The organism is Paenibacillus ihbetae, assembly GCF_002741055.1.
GTDB lineage: Bacteria > Bacillota > Bacilli > Paenibacillales > Paenibacillaceae > Paenibacillus_AQ > Paenibacillus_AQ ihbetae.
Window position 1 is genome coordinate 5235944 of sequence record NZ_CP016809.1, and the last position, 20749, is coordinate 5256692.

The window sequence follows — 20749 nt, forward strand, 5'->3', positions numbered from 1 at the left end:
CATTGGAGAAGACGGTACATAAATGGTATGAGGAGAGCTTTGGCAAGGATTATTTGCTCATCTACCGCCACCGGGATCGGCGCCAGGCTGAAGAGGAAGTGTTCAAAATGATGGAGTGGCTGAAGCTCCCGACTCATAGTGATATCCTCGATTTATGCTGCGGTATGGGGAGACATGCATTAACGCTTGCACATACAGGATATCGTGTAACGGGCGTTGATCTTTCTTCCGAGCTGTTACAGGAGGCTAGGGCCTCAGACCCTCATGGACTTGTTAACTGGGTTGAAGGCGATATGCGCGCCTTGCCAGAGGATACGATGTTTAAGGAACGCTTTGATGCCGTTATCAATTTGTTTACCTCATTTGGTTATTTTGAAGAGGACCATGAACAGTTAACCGTATTACGGGAAATCCACAAGGCTTTGAGGCCCGGCGGGCGATTCATTATCGATTATATGAATGCCGAGTACACGACAAATCACCTCATCCCTTTCTCCAAGCGGATCGTTGATGGAACGATCATTTCGGAAACCCGCCGAATTTTTAGCGGATTTGTCATGAAGGAGATCGAGGTCCGGGTTCAAGGATCAAACAATCTTACCCGCCGATATTCAGAACGCGTCAAGCTATACAGCCCTGAGAAATTGGCAGATATGCTGACATCAGCCGGTCTTACATTGGATACCATTTATGGGAACTATGAAGGACAAAGCTATGATCGGAAGCAGTCGCCACGTATGATTATGGTTGGCCATCGGGAGGAAAGGGGCACGAACCGTAACGCTTGAGAATGGAATGTGTATATTGCCTCCGTCATTAGTCGTAATTATTACGAATTATATTAGAGAGGGGATCGAACATTGTTTATTCAAAAACAATACTTATCGAATACGGTCATAAGACTCATACTTGCACTGATTCTCGCATTGATGATAGCAGGATGCTCGGCAACCAAGCAGGATGAAGCAAACGTAACCAAATTGGATATTCAACAGTCGAAATCACCAGTCGAAGCGGAACAAGCAAAAAGCTGGACATTTACCGACACAAGCGGCAAAGAAATTACGCTTGATATCCCCGTTCAAAAGGCTGTGGTCATAAATCGAAATACAGCTGAAGCGATAAAACTTCTGGGAGCTGCTGAAAGCATAGCAGCAACCGGTGACAATACGATTAAGCATAATTCATATCTTGGCTTTGACAATTTGCCGGACGTTGGGGAAACTGAGCAGGTAAATCTGGAGACGATCCTCGGCTTGAAGCCTGAAGTGGTCTTCACCTATACGAATCGGCCTGATCACAAACTGGAGGAAAAGTTAGAGCCGGCCGGTATCAAGGTCGTCCGGATGAATAATTATTTGCCTGAGCAGATGGATACGGAATGGGAACTGCTGGGCAAGCTGTTCGGCAAAGAAGAAAGGGCTGCAACGTTTCTGGAATGGAAGCATGAAATCGAGCGCATTCCGGCTGAACGAATACAATCTATTGATCCTAACGAGAAAAAGAGTGTACTGGCGCTCTCAGCAGGTTTTCTCAATTCCAATGGCGGTTATCGCGTTTTTCCAAGTCAGTCGCTAGGTGGCAGAACTGGTGTCGGCGAAGGTTACGCCACGATTTTGGCAGGCGGAAGAGATGCAGCCGATTTGCAATGGGATCCGGCCGAGGCATCCACAACGATCATGGTTGACGAAGAATATGTGCTCAAGCGAAATCCGGATGTTGTTACACTGCATGGTACTTGGCTAGGCGGGTATGAAACGATGGAGACCAAAGCGATTGATGAAGCCTTTGCGAATATGTTAAACATTTCGTCCCTGAACAAGCTGAATGCAGGCAAAGACAGGGAAATTTATTTTTTTTATACGAATTTTATCGGGTCAGACAAACGATATATCGGTGTTTTGCAGCTTGCCAAGTGGCTGTATCCAGACCGATTTCAGGATGTAGACCCCGATGCATATGCGAAGGAGTATTTTGAAGAATGGCTGGGTGTGCCTTATCAAGGGATTTGGTACTACTCGTTTAAGGAGAAGGAATGATGGAAAAATCTCTCCATCACCATGATCTGAGGTCCTCGAAGCTCCGAATGGAATCGATATACCGAGGCAGATCATTACGTAAGCTCTTGCTGCTCTTATTGCTCCTGGTCTTATTGATCATTACAGCAGGAGCTGCGATCACGAAGGGCTCGGCAGCTGTCCCTCTGCAAGAGCTCTGGGCAATGATGACCGGCACCAGCGCTGACGAAATGAATGCGTATATCGTACGTGAGGTTCGGCTCCCCCGAATCCTGATGTCTGTAGTAGCCGGCATATCGCTAGCGGCAGCGGGTACGATCATGCAGGCATTGCTGCGTAATCCACTTGCCGATCCGTTTACTTTGGGGGTTTCAAGCGGAGCAGCCTTCGGAGCCGCACTTGCGATCGTGGCGGGCACTAGCGTATTCGGAATGAACCTCGTTCACAGTGGGCCATGGCTGATTGCTTTTAACGCTTTTCTTTTCGGTTGTTTGGCTGTAGGGGTCGTATATGGCATTGCCCGCATGAAGAACAGCTCGACTACGGTCTTGCTGCTGGCGGGTGTAGCTATTGGTCAATTATTCTCGGCCGGCGTATCGGCTCTGAAGTATTTTTCCAACAACGATGCCCTTAAAGATCTGGTTATCTGGTTAATGGGGGGGTTCTGGGGCTCCGGTTGGCATGTGCTGGAGATTCTCTTGCCGCTGTCCGCTTTAGCTCTTTTGGTCTTGATGAAGTATGCATGGGATATGAATGCACTCATCTCGGGGGAGGAGGTGGCACTCACGCTCGGCGTGAAAGTGAAGCATATACGATGGGTTTGCTTGGTGACGGTCACTCTTCTGGCATCAACAACCATAGCTTTCACAGGCATTATCGGTTTTATCGGGCTTGTCGCCCCGCATATAAGCCGAATGATCATCGGTACCGACTACAGATATTTATTACCGTGCTCGTGCTTGATCGGGGCCTTGCTTTTGCTTGCATCGGATACGGTGGCCCGGCTGCTTCTGATGCCTGTTGAAATCCCCGTTGGAATCGTAACATCCTTCTTCGGCGCACCATTCTTCATCTATTTACTGGTCAAGAAGCGCCGGGAGTATTGGACCTAGGAGGGGAAATCTTGTTTTTATGTATAGAGGGGTTGTCATTTGGATACCGTTCAAACTCCATATTACGCGACATTCATATGAATATGGAAAAGGGCCAGGTTGTCAGTATTGTCGGTCCTAACGGCGCTGGGAAGACGACATTGCTCAAAAGCATCGCTTCCATTTTTCCACCTAAGAAGGGAACGGTTTGGTTAGGGGGCAAAGACGTATATTCCCTCAAACCCAAGGATTTGGCAAAAATTCAAGCTTACGTTCCTCAGCATACGGCATCCGGTTTTCCGCTGACTGTCATGGAAACGGTCATGCTCGGACGAAAGCCGTACATTCGATGGGGGGTGTCGTCGGAAGACCTTCGTATTGTTGGCACCCTCCTTTCCGACCTCCATCTGGATCGCTATACAACACGTTATCTGGACGAGCTAAGCGGGGGAGAGCGGCAAAAAGTTTGGATAGCCCGGGCATTGGCACAACAGCCGGATTTGCTATTACTGGATGAGCCGACTTCAGCACTCGATATTCGCCATCAACTCGAAGTGTTGGAGCTAGTACGCAAGCTCTCGAAGCATTCCGGCATCCTAGTGATCCTGATTTTACACGATCTCGAGCTGGCTGCTCGGTATTCGGATGAAATATACATGCTCAGGGACGGGGAAGTGTTTGCTTCCGGCCGGCCTGAAGAAGTGTTTACCTGTACAAATATGGAGACGGTTTACGGCGTAAAAGTGGAGGTTGCCTCTGCTAAATATGGATTGAAGATGACTGCGGTTGAGCCTGTATTGACTTTACCGAGTGAGGAATAGAGGGGGAAACAAGATATGTATCACGGCGTCCGCTTTGATATGAATTTTAAGCAGCTATGGCTGGAAGGGATGAAGGATTGGAACGGAAATCTGCCGGAGCGAATGAGCGACGATGCCAAGGAGGAAGCCTTCTGGGAAGGATTTATTCCCAAAAAAACAGATGCATTGGATGATTATGCAGCAGATATTCGGCAAGAGCTTCTTCAATTTATTGAGCCTACCGATCATGTTCTGGAGATAGGGCCGGGATGGGGGAACTATACTTTTGCTGCTGCTGAAAAAGCAACCTCGCTTACCTGCGTGGATAGCTCGCGGACTGTGATCCATCACTTACGGAAGGAGTCAAAGCGGCTAGGACTTGAACGTACACGGTATATTCATGCCAAATGGGAAGAGTCTGTGCCAAATGAACGGTTTGATGTTGTCTTCGGCATCAACTGTTATTACCGGATGCAGGAGATTGATCGTGCGCTTATAAATATGAATAACGCATCCAAACGTTGGGCGATTATTGGTCTGACCACCGGGCCCGAGAAGCCGCATTTATGGGAGATCCACCGGAAACTTGGTTATAAAGTCAAATTTCAGCGAAGGGATTATATATATTTAACCAATCTATTGTATGAGCTTGGGATCGATGTCAATTGCAAGATGTTAAACCTGGAAAGAACCTATCGCTATGATAGTGAAGAACAGCTCCTGAAGGACAATTTAGCCCCGATTCTGGACGCTGACTATGACCGTAAAGCAGCGGAGAAGATTCTCAAGCATTTTGTAACGGAGGAGAATGGCGGTTTTCTGTACCGGCATCGGTTTAAAGCGGCGCTCCTCTATTGGAAGCCGGAACCGATCAATCTAAAGAAATAGCTGGGTCTAACTCCCTGGTGTTACATCACCGCCCTTCAATGTGCCATATATGACATTTCCCTTCATTCTTGATAAAATACAAAGATAAAGTCTTATTCAAAACCTGGAGACGGTATTATGCAGAATGATTTGTATACTCAGGAAGGGAACGTATGGTAAATGAAGGAGAACAACCAAGCCAAAGTAAAAGACATGCTGGATACAATGGCGCGAAATGGATGGAGAGTAACGGAGCAACGTAGGACACTAGCCCAGATTTTCGCCGATCACGACGGGTATTTATCACCGAAAGATGTATATGACCAAATGTCCGTCTATTACCCAAGCATGAGTCTGGATACAGTTTATCGTAATCTTCGCATGTTAAGCGAGATGGGTGTCTTGGAGCATTTCTACTTTATGGACGGAGGTTTGAAATTTAAGGAGAACTGCCTGACTCACCACCATCATCATTTGATTTGCGTCAACTGCGAAAAGACACTTCCCTTTGATTACTGCCCAATGGACCATGGACTCAAACTGCCGGGGGACTACAAAGTCTTGCGACATCGCTTCGAGGTTTATGGCTTATGCGAAGGCTGCCAGGCGCTTGAGAGAGAAGAGACTATGGAATAAAGAAAGTCCATCTAAGCATGGCTTCCCTTATTAAAGGACCATGCTTTTTAAGCTTCTCCCTCTTCACCATTTTATTAGCATTAGGGCAAACTGCGAGTTAATGGCATCGCACGTATATCTTTAATTAATATAATAGACCTCTCAGCCGGAGCGGGGTGCATGCTTGGGGCTGTGAGGTCTTTTTTGGCTTAAATCGAGAATTGCTTAGATAGCCACACAACCAGCAAACTGTTCATGGAACCAATCCTCGTCAAGGTTGCGGCCGATCACAACGAATTCGCTGGTTGGTACTTCATCGGGTCTCCAATCCCGATCAGGATATGAACTGAACAGCATGTGAATCCCTTGAAAAACGATTCGTTTCTTGACTCCCTTGATGTTAAAAACGCCTTTATACCGGAAAGTGTCTACGCCATGATCTACCAACCATTCATTAAGGAAGCGTTCCACTTTATTCAAGTCGAGTGGACGAGATTCACGAAAGAAAATAGAGGTTACTTCATCGTCATGTTCATGATCATGCGCTTCTTCGAGAAATCCAGGTTCGATCTCCAGCTTCTTCTCTAAATCAAAAGCGCCGATTCCGAGGATCTGGTTCACGTCAATCTTGGACTGTTGGGTATGGTACAGCTTGGCTGCCGAGTTCATTGTACGAAGGCGCCGCTCCAGCTTCTGCAAATCGTCTTCAGATACAAGATCCGTCTTGTTCAGTAAAAGCACGTCTGCAAAGGCGACTTGCTCCTGCGCTTCATGACCGTCGTCCAAATGCTGCTCAACATGCTTCGCATCCACAACCGTGACAATCGCATCCAGTCTGTAAACATCAGCTATGTCTGGATCGACAAAAAAAGTCTGAGCAACCGGGCCAGGGTCTGCCAGCCCTGTCGTCTCGATGAGCACTCGTTCGAAGTCTGCCTTGCCATCCCCAGTTCCGAGCTTTGCATCTCTCAGTTGAGTTAGAATACGGATAAGGTCACCTCGTACCGTACAGCAGATACACCCATTATTCATTTCAAAGATTTCCTCATCCGCTCCTACAACCAGTTGATTGTCGATGCCTACCTCCCCGAACTCGTTGACTATAACCGCTATTTTTTCGCCGTGATCTGCTGTTAATACATGATTCAGCAAAGTCGTTTTACCTGCTCCGAGAAAACCAGTCAGTACCGTGACGGGGATCCGTGAATCCTCGGCTTGTTGAATGGACATAAAGATCACTCCTTGACGAGTCTTAATTGTAAAAATTACAATTAAGACAAGTATAGATCCCCATTATTCTTTTGTCAAACACCACCCTGGGAAATTCTTCAGGTACAAAAATAAAAATCAATAAAGATTGAAAGAAACTTTATATCCATATATAATCGTAATAATTACAATTAAAGGGATGGGCTCGACCTCCTCCTCTAATAAGCAGCACCTGAAAGGAGATACCCATGACGACTTGGAATTTAAATGAAACGCACTGTCATTTGCTTATATGTAATGGTGGTAGTTGCATGAAGAAGCAAGCGGAAGATGTGACGCAAGCGATCCGGGATGAAATCGCTACGCTCGGAGCAGACCGTTTGATTCATACAACACGTACCCGGTGCAATGGGCGATGTGCTGATGCCTGTGTTGTCATTGCCTATCCGGACGGGATTTGGTATAAGTCTATAACCCCTGATCTTGGCAGAGAGCTTGTGCGAAAACATCTTACAGGAGGTCATTTGGAAGACCAGAAGGTGTATTCGTTTGACGGCACATTCATTGCATCCGGTCTTTCTGTTGTAGGCAAAGAAAAGGCTCCCGCAGCTGATCATTAAAAATATGAAGTAAGTGATTATGGGTGAGAGACTATGAGTGAGAGTCTATCAGTCTAGTAAATAGACTTGAGAGGATTTAAGGATAACGAAATCTATGTTTATACGAAAAAACAAACTTTTAAACTGATATTTTTGCCTTATACCATTCTCTCAACTTGGTAATATACTATATCATTCCCAAGAAAAGGAGTGGTATAGATGGCAAACAGCGATGTACGTCTTGCTCTTTGGTCCGGCCCTAATTTTTCTGTTCGCAGGATTCTCTTCAGACGCGGAGGTGTTGCAATTCGCGATCTTGGAGCATTTCGATTTGACAACATCCTTTCGAGTTTTCGGCTTAGAAATGTAGTGGAAAGCTCTCAAGTAACCCTTGTACTATTTTCGAGAATTAACTTTCAGGGATCATTCCGTGTATTCCGGGGAAGCCAAAATGTAGCGAACTTAGGCAATTTTGATAATGTAACATCTTCGCTCATTTTGGTAGGACGTAATCTTACGGATGCTGAAATTTCTCAAATTCAAAGCACAGGCAGACCGCCTAGAGATATTCTCATCATAAGACAGTAATTCCTGCAGAAGGGATCTCTCGATTTGGTTGGCAGTATGCCTCAGCATTATGGAACCGTGTAATTTAGGATGTAGGATTCATGGTCAACGAAAAGCAGCTCATTCCTCATTAGAGGATGGGCTGCTTTTGTGATTTTTCAAATCATGAAGAAAGAAATTTTCGATGCAGAAAGGGAAAGCATCCAATATACGCTATCGGAATTGAACTATGCTCAATATGAAATGGAATAATCCATATTATTTATCCTTGGGAGATTAGATGATGTTCATGCCTAAGAGGCGCTTAACACGAAACGGGCAGCAGGGCTGCCCGTTCTTGAAGTTAGATGGATTTCTGCAAGTATTGCTCAAGCGTCAAGTTCTGTCTCGTGATCTCTCCCGCAATATAAACGCCGACATACCGAACATGCCAAGGCTCGTACGAATAACCGGTAAGCTTTTCCTTGCCCTTGCCATAACGAATAATGAAGCCGTATTTATGGGCGTTGGCTTTCAGCCACTTGCCTTCCTTCGTGCTGCCGAAGCTTTGCTCCAGTGCATATCCAACCGAGGCGCTGGAGATATCCATGCTTAGACCGGTCTGATGCTCGCTCTGTCCCGGGCGCGCGCTGGTCCTGTTCGCTACGGCTTCACCTTTGATGCTGGCGTTGCGCTCGAAGATCGATTTTTGCGTGGCGTACGAACGGTAGCCGGAGACAGCTTTGAGCTCAATGCCGTCCTTTTTGGCTGCTGCGAATAAATCCTCCAAGGCATTGGCCGCGATTTTTCTCAACTGCTTTTTAGGGCTTGGCCCAGAGAAGCTGAACGGAACATTGGGAACGACCAGATCCTTCGGAGCATAAGTGGAAGGCAAATTTCTCTGCTTGTTTACCAGTACAACCGTGCTGGAAAGGTTCGTGACCATTTGAATTCCGCCTATGGTTTTCACGGTCCGGCTCGGAGCGTTCATCTGCATAAATTTCGCGAAGCTCTGCGACGAGCGCGATGCAGCGGCAATCGCTTGATCGGCTCCCTTTGGATAAGGCATGCAGGTTAAAGCCAAGCTTGCGACCAAGGAACCGATGACGATTTTCGGCATGAACGACGTTAATTTGCTATTTTTCATATGCTGTATCCCTCCTGATCCCATTACACATAGAGTATATAGGAGAAACATGTCGAAATAATATCTAAAATGTTTCCGACTTGTAACAAGAATCATAGATGCTTAGACGGAGGAGTCTTTAGGCAATTCCTATGAATCTACCGTCTTTTGACATTTAGATGTATAATTCAGGAAGTAAGCTATATAAACAACCAACGACCCAGCCTAGATTAATAGCGATCTGTGGCTGGGTCATTTTTATAGATTACAGAGAACCTAAGAAATATAAAGAACACCTCAGAGCTAAATAAGTCCTGCAAGAACGCAGGAATGTGGGCTAAACTGGTGAAATAATCAGGCTCAAACCATTGATAAGGAGATTTTTTTATGAAATATATGGATATCAACAATCAAAAATATCATGTGCTGGCCAGAGGGGTTATTCTCTCGGAGGGAAACCTATTAGTCGCGCATTGTAAGGGCATGGACAATACATTTCTTCCAGGCGGTCACATAGAGTTTAAGGAAGGCATGAGAACCACGTTATCCAGGGAGATTAAAGAGGAGCTTGGACAAGAGAGTATCGTGGGGGAATATATTGGTTGTGTTGAAGCTGATTTTGAGCTTCCCACGACCTATCATCAGGAACTTAATCATTTATTTCGAGTCGAGTTGCCCCATATCGATCATCAAATACTCCCTGAATCGCAAGAGAATCATTTGGAGTTTTACTGGATTCGAATGAATGAATTGGAGCAGCATAATCTGCAGCCGTACCCCGTGAGAGAGGTTATCCCGAGATATTTTAATAAAGAAGAAGGACCGTTCTGGGAAAGTACATTTGAAGACCGCTGAAAGAAACAGCATAGCGAAGGAGGCCGTGACAAATGGAATTCTTTTTTGGCATTGTTCCCGAAACTGATATTTATGAGAAGGTCATGTCCGTAAGAGAAAAATACTGTGTTCGGAATGGTTCGGACCCACACATCACCGTCAAAGCCTCTTGTGGACTTTCAGAGGATATGAGCTGGCTTTCCAAATGCCGAAAGATCATATCGGAGTTCGAAAGTTTCCAAATTACCGTTGGTGCACCGAAGTATTTTGGTGATCGGGATGTCTTGTATTTGGATGTCCAATCGGAAGAGCTGATTGAATTGCATAAACGCCTCGTAGCCGTGTTGGAGGCCAGCGAGGAGAGCATCAACAGATGTTTTGAGCTAGAGCTTTATAAGCCTCATATTACGGTAGCACGAAAATCAAGGTTATCCGAAGCTACCATTGAAGAGATGAGAAAGGATATCCTTCCTGACTTTAAAAAGAACCGCACGTTTTCTGTGTCCACCGTTAGTTTATTCTATCGCGCAAATAAGAACGAGAAGTACAGAAGAAAAGAAGACATTAAGATAAGCATGTAATTCGGTAATGTAGAGGTCCTTAGGTCATCGTTAAGAAAGGCGGTAAAACCTATGATTCGAGCTGTTATTTTTGATCTTGATGGGACATTGCTAGACCGCAACACTTCTCTATATCACTTCGTTGTTGATCAATATGCGAGGATTATACATAACGCTAAAAGTATAGGGATGGAGCGATATACAAACCGATTTATTGAATTAGATCATCGCGGCTATGTGTGGAAGGTAGATGCTTTTTATACAGAGCCGGTTGAATATGATGGAAAGATAAGTGATTTACTCGAGATCGAGAGAATCATAGAGCAATGGAATTTTGGGATTAAGCCCATGAAGTAGGTGACCACGTGAAATATAAAGCGATTTTGTTCGATTTTGACGGTACATTAGCAGACACATTACCTATTTGCTTTTATTCGTTTCAAAAGGTCTTTGCTGCCTATGATCAACGAACATTAACGGATCAAGATATTGTCGCCATGTTTGGACCATCCGAGATTGGGATCATTCAACAGAATTTACGCTGTAAAGATCGGGTTCATGAAGCGATTGATGATTACTATTTGCACTACGAGAGAGAACATGACAGATACGTATCCAGTAACCAAGAGATCCTCGAATTGATAAATCTCATTCACCACAAAGGGATATCGACCGGAATCGTAACCGGAAAGGCAAGAAAAAGCTACGACATATCCGTAAAGCATCTATTTCCAGGTGATCTGTTCAAAATATCGATAACCGGTGATGATGTTGTTGATCCAAAGCCTCATCCGGAAGGGATTATCAAAGCTATGAATCTATTGGGTTGCTTACCTGAAGAAACGTTGTTTGTTGGAGATAGTCAGGCGGATATTGAAGCTGGAATTAGAGCCAGGGTGAAAACTGCAGGAGTTAATTGGCTGGACAATTCCCATGGTAGCGAGTTTTCAATAAAGCCTGATTATCAATTTTCCAGCATATCGGATTTTATCTGTGAACTGAATCGAGAAGTAAGGAATTCGTGATAGAGGCCGGGCATTAGGATACATATGGCTGGAGATAAAGCAGTACCAAGAGAGTGCTTTTAAGATATCAACTCAATCGGTTTATGTTCACCAGTTAAGCATTATTAAAGAAGCTCAGCGTAAGGGATTAGGCACGCTTCTGATGGATAAAGTATGCGAATTTGCGCTTGAACAGGGAATCCGAAAAATTGAACTTGATTACTGGGTCAACAACGAAACTGCTGGAAGGTTCTATCATAAGCAAGGTTTTAAGAAATACAGAGAGTTTCTATATAAAGATTTAACTTAAGAGCCTAGTTATTTCCGTAACTAAGCTCCAACAAAAAATACATGGTGGTGGATGCATGGGCTCTAGAATTATGCATTTGATTATTGCTAATAAAATTGCAGACAGTCTAGCAATTAAAGATAAGGCGTCCTTTTTAATAGGTGGCATAGCTCCCGACGCGGTCCCCACCAAAGACATATCCCATTTCTTCAAAGGCGAAGTTCAAGATTATACACGATATATCGATTATCATGGTTTCCTGCATAAGTATAGCTCGCATAAAGACAGTCATTATGTATTGGGGTATTTTGTACATTTAATCGCTGATGATATTTGGCTGCAGGGGTTTAATCTAGCTTGGTTGAAAAATAGAATGGAAGCGGATGAAGGGTTATATAAGCGATACCATCATGATTTCCGAATACTAAACGGGAAGTTGCTGGAATACTACGGTGTCAAGGATGAGTTAAGAAATTGGCTTAGCATACAACCGGCCATCATGGATTTGCAGGAAGTGAAGGCAAGTGAAGTTGAACAATTGATTCCTTCCGCGTTGGGCGATATGGTGTATGATCAGGACGCTTTAGATGAAAAGCTCCATGTATTTACGTTTGACCAAATCGTCGGATATATCGAAACCTCGGCAGATAAGGGCCTTATCCATTTAAAACCTATACTAACTTAACCACAGATTTAAATTCGTTCAAGGCGTTGGCAAAGATCCTGGATGAATCTGAATTTAAGAGCATAAGGAGGAACGTGAAGGCTATGATGAATGAGCAAAGGCGGTCAAGGAATTGGAGCGAAGATTAAAATAGGGAACTCTTCCTCCTTGTTATTAGTCAATATTTTTGTGTCGCCCATATTTCGGGATTAGACACGAATAAATGTTTTTTGGAGGAAGATAGGTATGAACAAAATTTACAAAGTAGTAAGCACGGCTGCCTTGGCTGCAGTTCTAGCCGGTGTAGGAGCAGTAGGAGCGGTTCAGGCGGGGAAGGGCGGTAAAGTCGAACAAGCTGAGAATGCGGTCAGTTCGAACAAAGTTAACCAGCTGACATCGGATCAGAAGCTGGTTGATGCCGCGCAGGCGAAGCTAAAGGAGTTCATTATGACCCCTGTTTCTTTCAGCAAGGCGGAAACCGTCGACTATGGTGGTGAAGTGATCAGCTTCTCTTGGGAGAAGAAGAGTACTTTGGCCGGCGAGGTCTTGGTAAAGCCTGACGGCAAAGTAGTGAAGCTCTATGTGAATCCGAAGCTCGTAGAACTGAATGATTCCACAAAATCCAAGCTGAATGCCGCCTGGAAACAGATCTTTAATAAATCTGCAGCTGGTTATACACGACTGAATGTTCATTATCTGGAAGAAGGCGGCTCTACGGATATCATCGCTTACAGTAATCATGATTTTGTTAACCTTGTGGATGGGAAGGCGGCTCGTGGCGGAGGGGCGTTGAAAGAGGTCCCAGCTCCGATCCAAAAAGCGGCAGCCCAAGCACTTTCCCGAGTTGGAGCGAAACAAGGTAAAGATAACCCGAGAGCAAGCTTCGTGATCGAGCTGAATAAGAAAAAAGTGTATGCGTTAGAGTACAAGACAAATAAAGGGAATATTGAGCTTGAAATTGAAGAATCAACCAATCGACTGCTCGGGATCAAATTGCAAGCTTTATCTCTGGTTAAAGAGCTGTCCGAAGTAAGCGTGGAAAATCCTGAGAAAGAAACGCAGGCCATTCGCGAGAAGGTAAATTCATTTAGCCTGGACAAGTTAAAAATAGCAGCCGTAAAGCAGGCCAAGGAGATCATGAATCTGGATTTATCGGGGTACCACGCAGCGCGTGAGGAAAATAGCGGAGCCCCATCTGCTTTTCATGATGCCGTCATCTTTACCAAGAAGGGCTCTCCAACTGTAACAGGTTACTTCAACTCCAAAGGCGTTTTCTCCGGCTTTAGGATTGAGCAATGAAATGACGTAACACCTGATATATGATGATACTTAAGTCATGAACAAAGGAGCTCCTCTTGGGGCTCCTTTGTTCTGTGAATTTATTGCAAACCAAGGATCGCATATTTCCGTTTCTGCATCGGGAACTTCCGTAAATGATGAGCAGCGTGAGTGAGAACAGCAAAGACGCTCCTCTCATGAGGAACGTCCCTAGTGCTATCATCCTTGAATCAGAAGGATTACTTCAATTTGATTTTTTGTGAGTAGCTGTCGTTTTCAACGATATACAAGCCTGGATTAATCTCAAGCTCGGCACCTTCCGGTATGTTGTCATAATAATCAAATCGCTTGCTTTCTCCGGAGTTCCTTGACTGATTTTCAGAAGGTTGAATCTTGTATCCGTTAATTTTAAGACTTGTTCCTAGGAAACTGAAAGTACTGCCATTCCTTAGCTTCGTTATGACCATTAACCCATCGCCTTTCCGGTAATATTTATACTGAATCACATGATTAGCGTCAAGCTCATACTCCGCAATTTGCTCCTTGGCTGAAGGTTCCTTCAGCCGTGTCCAATTCTGCGACAGGTCTTCATGAACAATCCGGGCTTTATCCAGTTCAAGCGTAACTGGCTCATTAGAATAGTCCTGATAGGGTTGGTCCAGCATAAACATCAGGCGATTATTGTCTGCCACAAATCCATTGAGGGTAACATTTCCGACGCTCAGCTTGACATCGTCAAGCAAATACCGGCCCGCAACGGGATCGGCCGAATATCCTGAAATCTGGACAATGATGCTGGCTGGCGTGTAAATCAAGTTTGTCGGTACAAAATCAAACCCTTTCACGTTGGTTGGATCGATCTGAAGGGGAATGGTGCTCAAAGGCTGGGAAGCCTGATTCTCATCAACAGTAAACGTCAGCTCCCAGTCACCTTCAACCATCCTTACCGTTTCCGGAAAGGTGAAATACAGTTTTGCTTCAGCAATTTCCCGGTCGTCGAGACCTGAGATATCAAAGGTTTCTGAACGCAGCCCCGAAGCGGTTCCTCTGTTTGTAGGCTCGATTGTTTTATTTCCTGTCACGAGCACCATCTGATAATTGTCCTGCTCGGTCGAATTTCTCCATTCATTGAGGAATTCCTTGTGTGAATTCATACTCCTAGGGATTGAATAACGAACGACCCAATCATTGCCTACACGTGCCGAGGACTTTATCGTTACGGAAGGAAAACGATCTCCCTTCAAATCATAAGCCCTTCCATTCATTTCATCGAGCTTCCCGTTAAGAGGCATTTTGACTGTTTTCCGCAAATACAGGTCTTGAAGCTCAAGCTGATAGCGCCCCGAGATGCTGGACGGCTCTTTGCCCTGGGCTACGAAATAAGAGGCAAGCTTACCTTCACGTTGAGTAAAATTGATCTGGTTGGCAATGTACGCTTCTTTCTCTCCAGTATCCAGATTGGTCAGGGTTCCGGTGTCAAAAAATGCATAATCGTAGCCGGAACGATCGGGAATCTCCAGAGAAAGATGAAATTCCAGATCAGTAAGATCATTTTTCAACGTCGAAGGGCTGCTAAAGACGCGATCCAAATGCAAGCTGACACCGCTTTGTTCGGTGTGTTCATTTAACGTTTGTCCCACGGCCGCATTTTGAAAATTTATCATCTGCGGCAGTGAGTTCAACAGTCCTGCCTGCTGCGCGGTGATGCCAAGTACAGCAATGCCCAGCACACTCGCCAGTAGAACCGCCGGTCTGTAACGAGTCTTGGAGGATGGGATCTCCGGGTGAACAGCCTGACCTCCTGTTTCTCGTTTCCACTTCCTCTTACGCTCCTCCAATGTATGAAACATGGCTTCGAAATCCGGTTGTTCCTCCGGGTAGCGAGACAGCTTTTTTACAAAATCATCCTTTAGCTCCGGCATGCGTCTCCTCTCCTTTCCAATTACCCGATGGGTCTTCTTTCAGCATTTTTCTCATTTTCTTAAGACCACGGTTAATCCGAGATTTTACCGTGCCCAGTGGCACATTAAGCACCTCGGCTGTTTCCGGCAGCGAAAGCTCAGCGGAATAATGCAGCACAAAGGCGAGCTTGGTTTTCTTAGGCAGCTTGTCCAGCTGCAGATGCAGAGTATGTACCATTTCCCTATGCTCGAAAGTCTCCTCGACGGTTGGGGTCCGTAGCGGCATACCCAACATGAAGGAGCGGAGCTCCTTGGCCCACCCGTTTTGTCTCCTCCTTAGGAACGTATTGCACTCGTTAGCCGCTATTCGTAGCAGCCAAGCTTTCGTGTTCTGCACGTTTGTCCGGTCAGCAATCATCGCTTTGAAAAAAACATCCTGGCAGAGGTCCTCGGCATCCGCCCGGCTCTGCACCATATAGCGGCAAAATAGATACACCGTCTCCTTATACGTTTCAAACAGTTGCCTGTCATCCAACTTTTGTCACTTCCTTGTTGTTAGGATCTCCTTCTATCATATTGACGATTATCTGAATCGAAACGTTCGCATCATACGCATCAAATTCCTCACATCGAAAATGATATTAGTCACTTTAGATACTGAATGTAGGGGGGATTCCAAAACATGGTATAATCATTTTATAACGTAAAAAGAGGGGATAAAGATCAAACGCCCCGGCCTGTGAAGTGGCAGGAGCGTTTCATAACTACTGGTTTTTATAGGTCAATCCTGGAAAAACCGTATACTCGTTGATATCGAAATGCTGCAGTTTCATTGATTTTATTTTTCCTTGAGCAATTTCGATATCCCAGTATTGCCCAGAGAGTTGTTCTTCTTGCTCGACCACCCTTACTTGTACGATAACAGAGTCTTTCGTTATGCGAGCATCCATAATATCATAATCGATAATGGACGGGTACATGCCGCCAATTGGGATCATGTCAAATCCTTCAACGGTAATGGATCGGATTAGGGCATCGTCACGTGTGTCAAAGCCAACCATATAAAGCGCGATCAGGTTCTTGATATCTGCCCAGCTGTTACCTCTTAAATTGAGGTTTTGATTCCAGACATCTTCCTGAACGTCTGATTTCGTATGGATTGATACGGTTTGATTCTTTTGGTCCCAACGGACATCGGCACCTAAGGCTTTTGAAACGAAGCTTATTGGCACCAGGACCCGATTGTTATTCATTTGCGGTGCAACGTCCGTTTTCATTTCCTCACCATTCACGACGATTTTAATGGTTCCTTTGGCAAAAGCCATTCCTACCGCAGCGGTTAAAGCAATGAGCAACGCAAATAACGAAATCGAAAGCTTCTTACTCATAAAAATCCCTCATTATTTAATGTCATACATATGAAAGACGCTAAAATTTGGAGCTAGTTCGGAATTTTAAGATCAAAAATTTAAAAACAAAACGAAACTGAGGTGACATGATGGATGTGCAGTTAGTGAAACCATCAACGAAATATAAAGAGGAATATTTATCTTTTTATCAAGAATGGCTGGAAAGCAATGAAGTTATGGTGCCTTGGGTAATAACAAAGAATCCCCGCGATTTTGAGGGCATGCTGCATTTTTTTTTGAACAATGAAGAAGGTATCGATATCCCGGAAGGTTGGGTTAGGGATTCCACTTACTGGTTGGTTATCGAAACGAATAGAGTTGTGGGAGCCGTAAATATAAGGCACCAGCTAAATGAGAAGCTACTAAATTGTGGCGGTCATATTGGATATGGGATCCGGCCTTCTGATAGACGTAAAGGATACGCAACCCAATTATTATCCTTAGCGTTAGAGAAAACCAAAGAACTGGGAATACGAAAAGTGTTAGTCGTATGTGATGCCGATAATATTGCTTCCAAGAAAACGATCATGAAGAACGGTGGAATTCCAGATCAAGATTATATTGAAGAGGATGGAAACACCGTCAATCGATTTTGGATAGAGATTTAACCTGATTTTGAGGTTTTTCAAGGCTTCATGAAGTAAAATGAATAAACTAGGAGCTTAATGATGTTCTTATCCATAGGATTAGCATTCCTTTTGTCTTTCTCTTATAAGATTATAGAGATCTTGTTCAGGTCTTTTCGATCTCACAAGCTGAGGAAGTACAGTTTATACTTTTGGGGAGTCGGCATTTTAATCGCAGTGCCATTTTTCAGAGAAAATAATGTATACAGCTCACCAGTAAATTTATCTGCGGTTTTCCCCGCGTTCGCCATTCTTTTGGTTGGTAATTATGTACTTTCACGATATTCGGGATATCATCCAATCGGTAGATACAATATAATCAATTTCGCCATTACCTATCCGATTATTGAGGAAGTTCTCTTTAGAGGGCTAATCCTTCCGTTCTTGAATCAGTCCATTCATTCCGCAGAAATTATGGAAGTCATGTTTTTGCCCGTAACGGCTCCGGTAGTTATATCAGCGCTGCTGTTTGCTATTTCTCATCTGCAATACTACAAGCTATCTTCACAGAGTATTCGATATATGATGTTTGCTTTTATCGGAGGAATATTCTTTGGAGCTGTTACAGACTTGACGCAGTCGATTTTGTTGTCTTGTCTGCTGCATATTGAATTTAATGTGTTATCCATATATTTCGCCAAGAGATCTAGCACAGATCGAACATAAGAGAGGGAATGGTCGAGGTGGGCGCAGATTGGAGAATAAAATTATCGTTGTAGTTAAAGGCGTGATAGCTAATAACGGCAAGGTATTGATCGTAAAAAGATCATCAGCCGAAGAGGTAGATGCGGGAAGCTGGGAAACGGTCGGCGGGAAGATTGAATTTGGTGAAGTGTTGGAAGAAGCCCTGATTCGTGAAGTGAAAGAAGAAATCGGCGTTGAAGTGAACGTTGAGAAGTTATTGTATGCAACTACTTTTCTTAACAGACCCGCTCAGACAGATCGTGCTTCTTACCTACCTGTGCAGGACAACAGATGATCGAATCAAACTCTCAGACGAGCATAGTGATTATAAGTGGGTAACCAGTTCTGAGGTGAGAAACTACCTGCCGCATCCCATTGCAAATGATTTCAAGAAATACAGCGTGTTCGAGACACTGGAATCTTAAGGCTAACCGTCCGGTGCTGTAGTACATAAGCTGAAACGATGTCGATGCGGGATTCCAAAACATGGTATAATTATTTCAATTCAAATCAAAGGTTGGGCTAATTTATGGAGTTCATCATTAAACCAATTGCTTATGTGCGTAATTCGCGAACGGAAATTGAAGATGATCAATGGGGCTCCATTGTATCTGAAATTGAGCTGGTTGATGATTTAAATGCGTCATCGCTTGAAGGAATAGACGAATTTTCACATTTGGAGATTATTTTTTACTTCGATAAAGTAGCGGATGACAAAATTCAATATGAGGCGAGACATCCACGAAATAATAAGGAATTTCCCATGGTGGGGATATTTGCCCAACGTGGAAAGAACAGACCGAATAAATTAGGATTGACTACGGTAGAATTGCTGGAGCATCATCACAATAAATTGATCGTTAAAAATTTGGATGCAATTGATGGTACGCCCATCATGGATATTAAACCTGTTATGAGGGAGTTTCTTCCCAACCGTGAAGTGAAGCAGCCGGAATGGTCTAAGAAGCTAATGGAAGATTATTGGGGTTAAAATAAAACCCTGACTACCAACACATCAAACGTCGGAACTGTGGAAATTACACTCATCCAGATTTTGTTGTAAAATGCTTGGTAATGACATAAGACAGATGTATAATAGAAAGAATTACAGTCAACCAAAGACCCAGCCTAAGATATGAGCTATCTATGGCTGGGTCTTTTTTTACAAGGAACAATAGAGGAGCATGGTATGTCTGAATATTTCTGGGATCATCAAATTGAATATCTAAGAAATACCAGATGGTTGTATTACAACGATGATTATTTGGAATTTCTAGTTCAGCGCGTTTGGCAGATTCATAGACCGGTAAAGATCATCGATTATGGATGCGGCTTCGGATACATGGGACTAAAGCTTCTCCCTATACTCCCTAAAGGGTCAACATATACCGGAGTCGACAAAGGCATAGATTTAATTAAACATGCCAATGAAATATACGCGCAGCTTCCATATGATTCCGAGTTTATCGTGTGTGATATAGAGGATACTCCATTTGAAAAGAAGTATGACATCGCAATCAGTCATGCTTTTTTGCTACATATGACCGATCCTGAAAGAATCGTGCAGAAGATGATCAACAGTGTGCAGGAAAACGGAATGGTGATCTGCTTCGAACCGCATTGGATTGGCAATATGTCGAATTATTATCTGGATGGAATCGAGCAAAGCGACATAATCCGTTAGGTATTCTACAGGAGTTATTTGAACAAGATCGCAAACGTACGGGGAAGGACGGCAATAAGGTATCCAAATACCGATTCTGCTAAGCCAGCTAGGCTTAAGAAACGTTGGATGCAGGGTTAGCGATAAGGTTAACTTTCTTGACCAAAACATGAACGATGAAGGGAAAAGCTTGCTGTATCGTTCTTTAAAGGAAGAGGGCTTGGGACAAGAACCCGATGACATTACAGAAGTAATGAACAATTTATTATCTAGAGGATTTAACCAGACTAAAGCCAAGGAGCAATATGAAGCTGAAGCAGCATTTTCACAACGGTTTACGGATGAATCCTGGTTAGTCTACGCCCCCAATATGAAGATATCTTTCGGAACCGTGGTAAAAATTTAATTTATCACGACCAGAATCTAGGAGACGTGGAAATGATACAGATCCTTGAAGAACCCGTAGGAAGCACTTATAAGCAGCTTATATCATTGGCATTTAATATCTGTGATGAGTTCATTTTAATTAAAAGAGATCAACTAGAATTAACGAAGAAGACGGAAGTACTGATCGAAGAACTAAAGCTATACGTTAAAACGGTGAAGAAACAAGAGGAATGGCCGGGAACCCGATTATTGGGGCATCATGCGGACGTATATTACTTCGATTGCAAGCCTGAATTGGAAGAGCTGTTAATCAATAAGGCGAACGGGCTTTATCGATGGAGACATCCTGAATTGTTAGAGGATCTATGCTTCTTTAAGAACAACACAGTATGGTTAATGACAACAGCCCACGAGAATTTAGGATTTATCAAAACAACAGATCGAGAGGAAATTTCAATGATTAGGGAAATCGAAGGGATTATGATTCAAGAAATAAAGGGCTAGAAAACTTGATATAAGAAGGATGTAGCATGGTGCAAGTTTGGGATGAGGAAGTACTTAGGAAATATATGTGAAGGA

25 protein-coding genes and 1 pseudogene are annotated in these 20749 nt (G+C 44.0%); 21 read left to right on the top strand and 5 right to left on the bottom strand.

The genetic code is table 11. The features are described from left to right. The first annotated feature begins 2 nt into the window (after positions 1-2). The 6 genes from BBD41_RS23450 (at position 3) to BBD41_RS23475 (ending at position 5412) form a co-directional block, all read left to right on the top strand. Positions 3-788, top strand: a complete 786-nt coding sequence (locus BBD41_RS23450) for a class I SAM-dependent methyltransferase (protein ID WP_099478905.1) — start codon at positions 3-5, stop codon at positions 786-788. A 72-nt stretch (positions 789-860) separates the two neighbouring features. Beyond that, positions 861-2039 (top strand): ABC transporter substrate-binding protein, encoded by a 1179-nt coding sequence (locus tag BBD41_RS23455; RefSeq protein ID WP_237086885.1) that lies wholly within the window; start codon positions 861-863, stop codon positions 2037-2039. Next, positions 2036-3130 (top strand): FecCD family ABC transporter permease, encoded by a 1095-nt coding sequence (locus BBD41_RS23460; protein ID WP_237086887.1) that lies wholly within the window; start codon positions 2036-2038, stop codon positions 3128-3130. The genes BBD41_RS23455 and BBD41_RS23460 overlap by 4 nt, the downstream gene beginning before the upstream one ends. A gap of 11 nt (positions 3131-3141) precedes the next feature. Next, positions 3142-3930 carry an ABC transporter ATP-binding protein gene (locus tag BBD41_RS23465; protein ID WP_099478909.1) on the top strand — a complete coding sequence of 263 codons (789 nt, stop codon included), beginning with the start codon at positions 3142-3144 and terminating at the stop codon, positions 3928-3930. 15 nt (positions 3931-3945) lie between these two features. After that, the gene (locus tag BBD41_RS23470) at positions 3946-4797 is read left to right on the top strand and encodes a class I SAM-dependent methyltransferase (RefSeq protein WP_099478911.1); all 852 of its coding nucleotides are present in this window, start codon (positions 3946-3948) and stop codon (positions 4795-4797) included. A gap of 159 nt (positions 4798-4956) precedes the next feature. Next, positions 4957-5412: a Fur family transcriptional regulator gene (locus BBD41_RS23475; RefSeq protein ID WP_077567353.1), complete on the top strand. Its 456-nt coding sequence runs from the start codon at positions 4957-4959 to the stop codon at positions 5410-5412. A gap of 204 nt (positions 5413-5616) precedes the next feature. Here BBD41_RS23475 and BBD41_RS23480 read toward each other — a convergent pair whose 3' ends face one another. Next, positions 5617-6621 carry a CobW family GTP-binding protein gene (locus tag BBD41_RS23480; RefSeq protein ID WP_099478912.1) on the bottom strand — a complete coding sequence of 335 codons (1005 nt, stop codon included), beginning with the start codon at positions 6619-6621 and terminating at the stop codon, positions 5617-5619. A 227-nt stretch (positions 6622-6848) separates the two neighbouring features. Between BBD41_RS23480 and BBD41_RS23485 the strand changes: the two genes are divergently transcribed. Both BBD41_RS23485 and BBD41_RS23490 read left to right on the top strand, forming a co-directional pair. Continuing rightward, positions 6849-7220 (top strand): (2Fe-2S) ferredoxin domain-containing protein, encoded by a 372-nt coding sequence (locus BBD41_RS23485; protein WP_099478914.1) that lies wholly within the window; start codon positions 6849-6851, stop codon positions 7218-7220. Between the two features lie 198 nt (positions 7221-7418). Then, entirely contained in the window at positions 7419-7787 is a 369-nt protein-coding gene (locus BBD41_RS23490) for a hypothetical protein (RefSeq protein ID WP_077567350.1), read from the top strand. A gap of 322 nt (positions 7788-8109) precedes the next feature. Here BBD41_RS23490 and BBD41_RS23495 read toward each other — a convergent pair whose 3' ends face one another. Beyond that, positions 8110-8892, bottom strand: coding sequence for a M15 family metallopeptidase (locus BBD41_RS23495; protein ID WP_099478916.1), 783 nt, complete (start codon positions 8890-8892; stop codon positions 8110-8112). 366 nt (positions 8893-9258) lie between these two features. Here BBD41_RS23495 and BBD41_RS23500 point away from each other — a divergent pair, with 366 nt between their 5' ends. From BBD41_RS23500 to BBD41_RS23530, 7 genes are all read left to right on the top strand, one after another. After that, positions 9259-9726: an NUDIX domain-containing protein gene (locus BBD41_RS23500; protein ID WP_099478918.1), complete on the top strand. Its 468-nt coding sequence runs from the start codon at positions 9259-9261 to the stop codon at positions 9724-9726. Between the two features lie 32 nt (positions 9727-9758). After that, the gene (locus BBD41_RS23505; RefSeq protein WP_099478920.1) at positions 9759-10286 is read left to right on the top strand and encodes a 2'-5' RNA ligase family protein; all 528 of its coding nucleotides are present in this window, start codon (positions 9759-9761) and stop codon (positions 10284-10286) included. Between the two features lie 51 nt (positions 10287-10337). Then, a complete protein-coding gene (locus tag BBD41_RS23510; protein WP_099478922.1) occupies positions 10338-10622 on the top strand; it encodes an HAD hydrolase-like protein in 285 nt (94 codons plus the stop codon). 8 nt (positions 10623-10630) lie between these two features. Then, positions 10631-11290 (top strand): HAD family hydrolase, encoded by a 660-nt coding sequence (locus BBD41_RS23515; protein WP_099478924.1) that lies wholly within the window; start codon positions 10631-10633, stop codon positions 11288-11290. Further along, positions 11283-11579 (top strand): GNAT family N-acetyltransferase, encoded by a 297-nt coding sequence (locus tag BBD41_RS23520; RefSeq protein WP_099478925.1) that lies wholly within the window; start codon positions 11283-11285, stop codon positions 11577-11579. Before BBD41_RS23515 ends, BBD41_RS23520 begins: the two co-directional genes overlap by 8 nt. Positions 11580-11634: 55 nt before the next feature. Beyond that, positions 11635-12243 carry a hydrolase gene (locus BBD41_RS23525; protein WP_077567344.1) on the top strand — a complete coding sequence of 203 codons (609 nt, stop codon included), beginning with the start codon at positions 11635-11637 and terminating at the stop codon, positions 12241-12243. Positions 12244-12468: 225 nt separating this feature from the next. Continuing rightward, positions 12469-13521: a hypothetical protein gene (locus BBD41_RS23530; protein ID WP_099478927.1), complete on the top strand. Its 1053-nt coding sequence runs from the start codon at positions 12469-12471 to the stop codon at positions 13519-13521. A 218-nt stretch (positions 13522-13739) separates the two neighbouring features. Here BBD41_RS23530 and BBD41_RS23535 read toward each other — a convergent pair whose 3' ends face one another. The 3 genes from BBD41_RS23535 to BBD41_RS23545 form a co-directional block, all read right to left on the bottom strand. Then, positions 13740-15422 carry a hypothetical protein gene (locus BBD41_RS23535; RefSeq protein WP_099478929.1) on the bottom strand — a complete coding sequence of 561 codons (1683 nt, stop codon included), beginning with the start codon at positions 15420-15422 and terminating at the stop codon, positions 13740-13742. After that, entirely contained in the window at positions 15403-15936 is a 534-nt protein-coding gene (locus tag BBD41_RS23540; protein WP_007127891.1) for an RNA polymerase sigma factor, read from the bottom strand. The genes BBD41_RS23535 and BBD41_RS23540 overlap by 20 nt, the downstream gene beginning before the upstream one ends. A gap of 229 nt (positions 15937-16165) precedes the next feature. Next, positions 16166-16789, bottom strand: a complete 624-nt coding sequence (locus BBD41_RS23545) for a copper amine oxidase N-terminal domain-containing protein (RefSeq protein ID WP_099478931.1) — start codon at positions 16787-16789, stop codon at positions 16166-16168. A gap of 110 nt (positions 16790-16899) precedes the next feature. Between BBD41_RS23545 and BBD41_RS23550 the strand changes: the two genes are divergently transcribed. From BBD41_RS23550 to BBD41_RS23575, 6 genes and pseudogenes are all read left to right on the top strand, one after another. After that, positions 16900-17418: a GNAT family N-acetyltransferase gene (locus BBD41_RS23550; protein WP_099478933.1), complete on the top strand. Its 519-nt coding sequence runs from the start codon at positions 16900-16902 to the stop codon at positions 17416-17418. Positions 17419-17478: 60 nt separating this feature from the next. Beyond that, complete coding sequence (locus BBD41_RS23555) at positions 17479-18102, top strand: CPBP family intramembrane glutamic endopeptidase (protein WP_237087123.1); 624 nt, start codon at positions 17479-17481, stop codon at positions 18100-18102. Between the two features lie 28 nt (positions 18103-18130). Next, positions 18131-18415: an NUDIX domain-containing protein gene (locus BBD41_RS23560; RefSeq protein WP_335582724.1), complete on the top strand. Its 285-nt coding sequence runs from the start codon at positions 18131-18133 to the stop codon at positions 18413-18415. Between the two features lie 234 nt (positions 18416-18649). Further along, complete coding sequence (tsaA, locus tag BBD41_RS23565) at positions 18650-19111, top strand: tRNA (N6-threonylcarbamoyladenosine(37)-N6)-methyltransferase TrmO (RefSeq protein ID WP_099478935.1); 462 nt, start codon at positions 18650-18652, stop codon at positions 19109-19111. Positions 19112-19309: 198 nt separating this feature from the next. Further along, positions 19310-20189, top strand: a pseudogene (locus BBD41_RS23570) (class I SAM-dependent methyltransferase). A 32-nt stretch (positions 20190-20221) separates the two neighbouring features. Beyond that, complete coding sequence (locus BBD41_RS23575; protein ID WP_099478937.1) at positions 20222-20674, top strand: hypothetical protein; 453 nt, start codon at positions 20222-20224, stop codon at positions 20672-20674. Positions 20675-20749: the final 75 nt, after the last annotated feature.

Coding starts and splice junctions, on each gene's coding strand:
- BBD41_RS23460 (WP_237086887.1), top strand. CDS start 2,036: ATGATGGAAAAATCTCTCCATCACCATGATCTGAGGTCCTCGAAGCTC.
- BBD41_RS23470 (WP_099478911.1), top strand. CDS start 3,946: ATGTATCACGGCGTCCGCTTTGATATGAATTTTAAGCAGCTATGGCTG.
- BBD41_RS23475 (WP_077567353.1), top strand. CDS start 4,957: ATGAAGGAGAACAACCAAGCCAAAGTAAAAGACATGCTGGATACAATG.
- BBD41_RS23480 (WP_099478912.1), bottom strand. CDS start 6,621: ATGTCCATTCAACAAGCCGAGGATTCACGGATCCCCGTCACGGTACTG.
- BBD41_RS23485 (WP_099478914.1), top strand. CDS start 6,849: ATGACGACTTGGAATTTAAATGAAACGCACTGTCATTTGCTTATATGT.
- BBD41_RS23490 (WP_077567350.1), top strand. CDS start 7,419: ATGGCAAACAGCGATGTACGTCTTGCTCTTTGGTCCGGCCCTAATTTT.
- BBD41_RS23495 (WP_099478916.1), bottom strand. CDS start 8,892: ATGAAAAATAGCAAATTAACGTCGTTCATGCCGAAAATCGTCATCGGT.
- BBD41_RS23500 (WP_099478918.1), top strand. CDS start 9,259: ATGAAATATATGGATATCAACAATCAAAAATATCATGTGCTGGCCAGA.
- BBD41_RS23505 (WP_099478920.1), top strand. CDS start 9,759: ATGGAATTCTTTTTTGGCATTGTTCCCGAAACTGATATTTATGAGAAG.
- BBD41_RS23510 (WP_099478922.1), top strand. CDS start 10,338: ATGATTCGAGCTGTTATTTTTGATCTTGATGGGACATTGCTAGACCGC.
- BBD41_RS23525 (WP_077567344.1), top strand. CDS start 11,635: ATGGGCTCTAGAATTATGCATTTGATTATTGCTAATAAAATTGCAGAC.
- BBD41_RS23530 (WP_099478927.1), top strand. CDS start 12,469: ATGAACAAAATTTACAAAGTAGTAAGCACGGCTGCCTTGGCTGCAGTT.
- BBD41_RS23535 (WP_099478929.1), bottom strand. CDS start 15,422: ATGCCGGAGCTAAAGGATGATTTTGTAAAAAAGCTGTCTCGCTACCCG.
- BBD41_RS23545 (WP_099478931.1), bottom strand. CDS start 16,789: ATGAGTAAGAAGCTTTCGATTTCGTTATTTGCGTTGCTCATTGCTTTA.
- BBD41_RS23550 (WP_099478933.1), top strand. CDS start 16,900: ATGGATGTGCAGTTAGTGAAACCATCAACGAAATATAAAGAGGAATAT.
- BBD41_RS23555 (WP_237087123.1), top strand. CDS start 17,479: ATGTTCTTATCCATAGGATTAGCATTCCTTTTGTCTTTCTCTTATAAG.
- tsaA (WP_099478935.1), top strand. CDS start 18,650: ATGGAGTTCATCATTAAACCAATTGCTTATGTGCGTAATTCGCGAACG.
- BBD41_RS23575 (WP_099478937.1), top strand. CDS start 20,222: ATGATACAGATCCTTGAAGAACCCGTAGGAAGCACTTATAAGCAGCTT.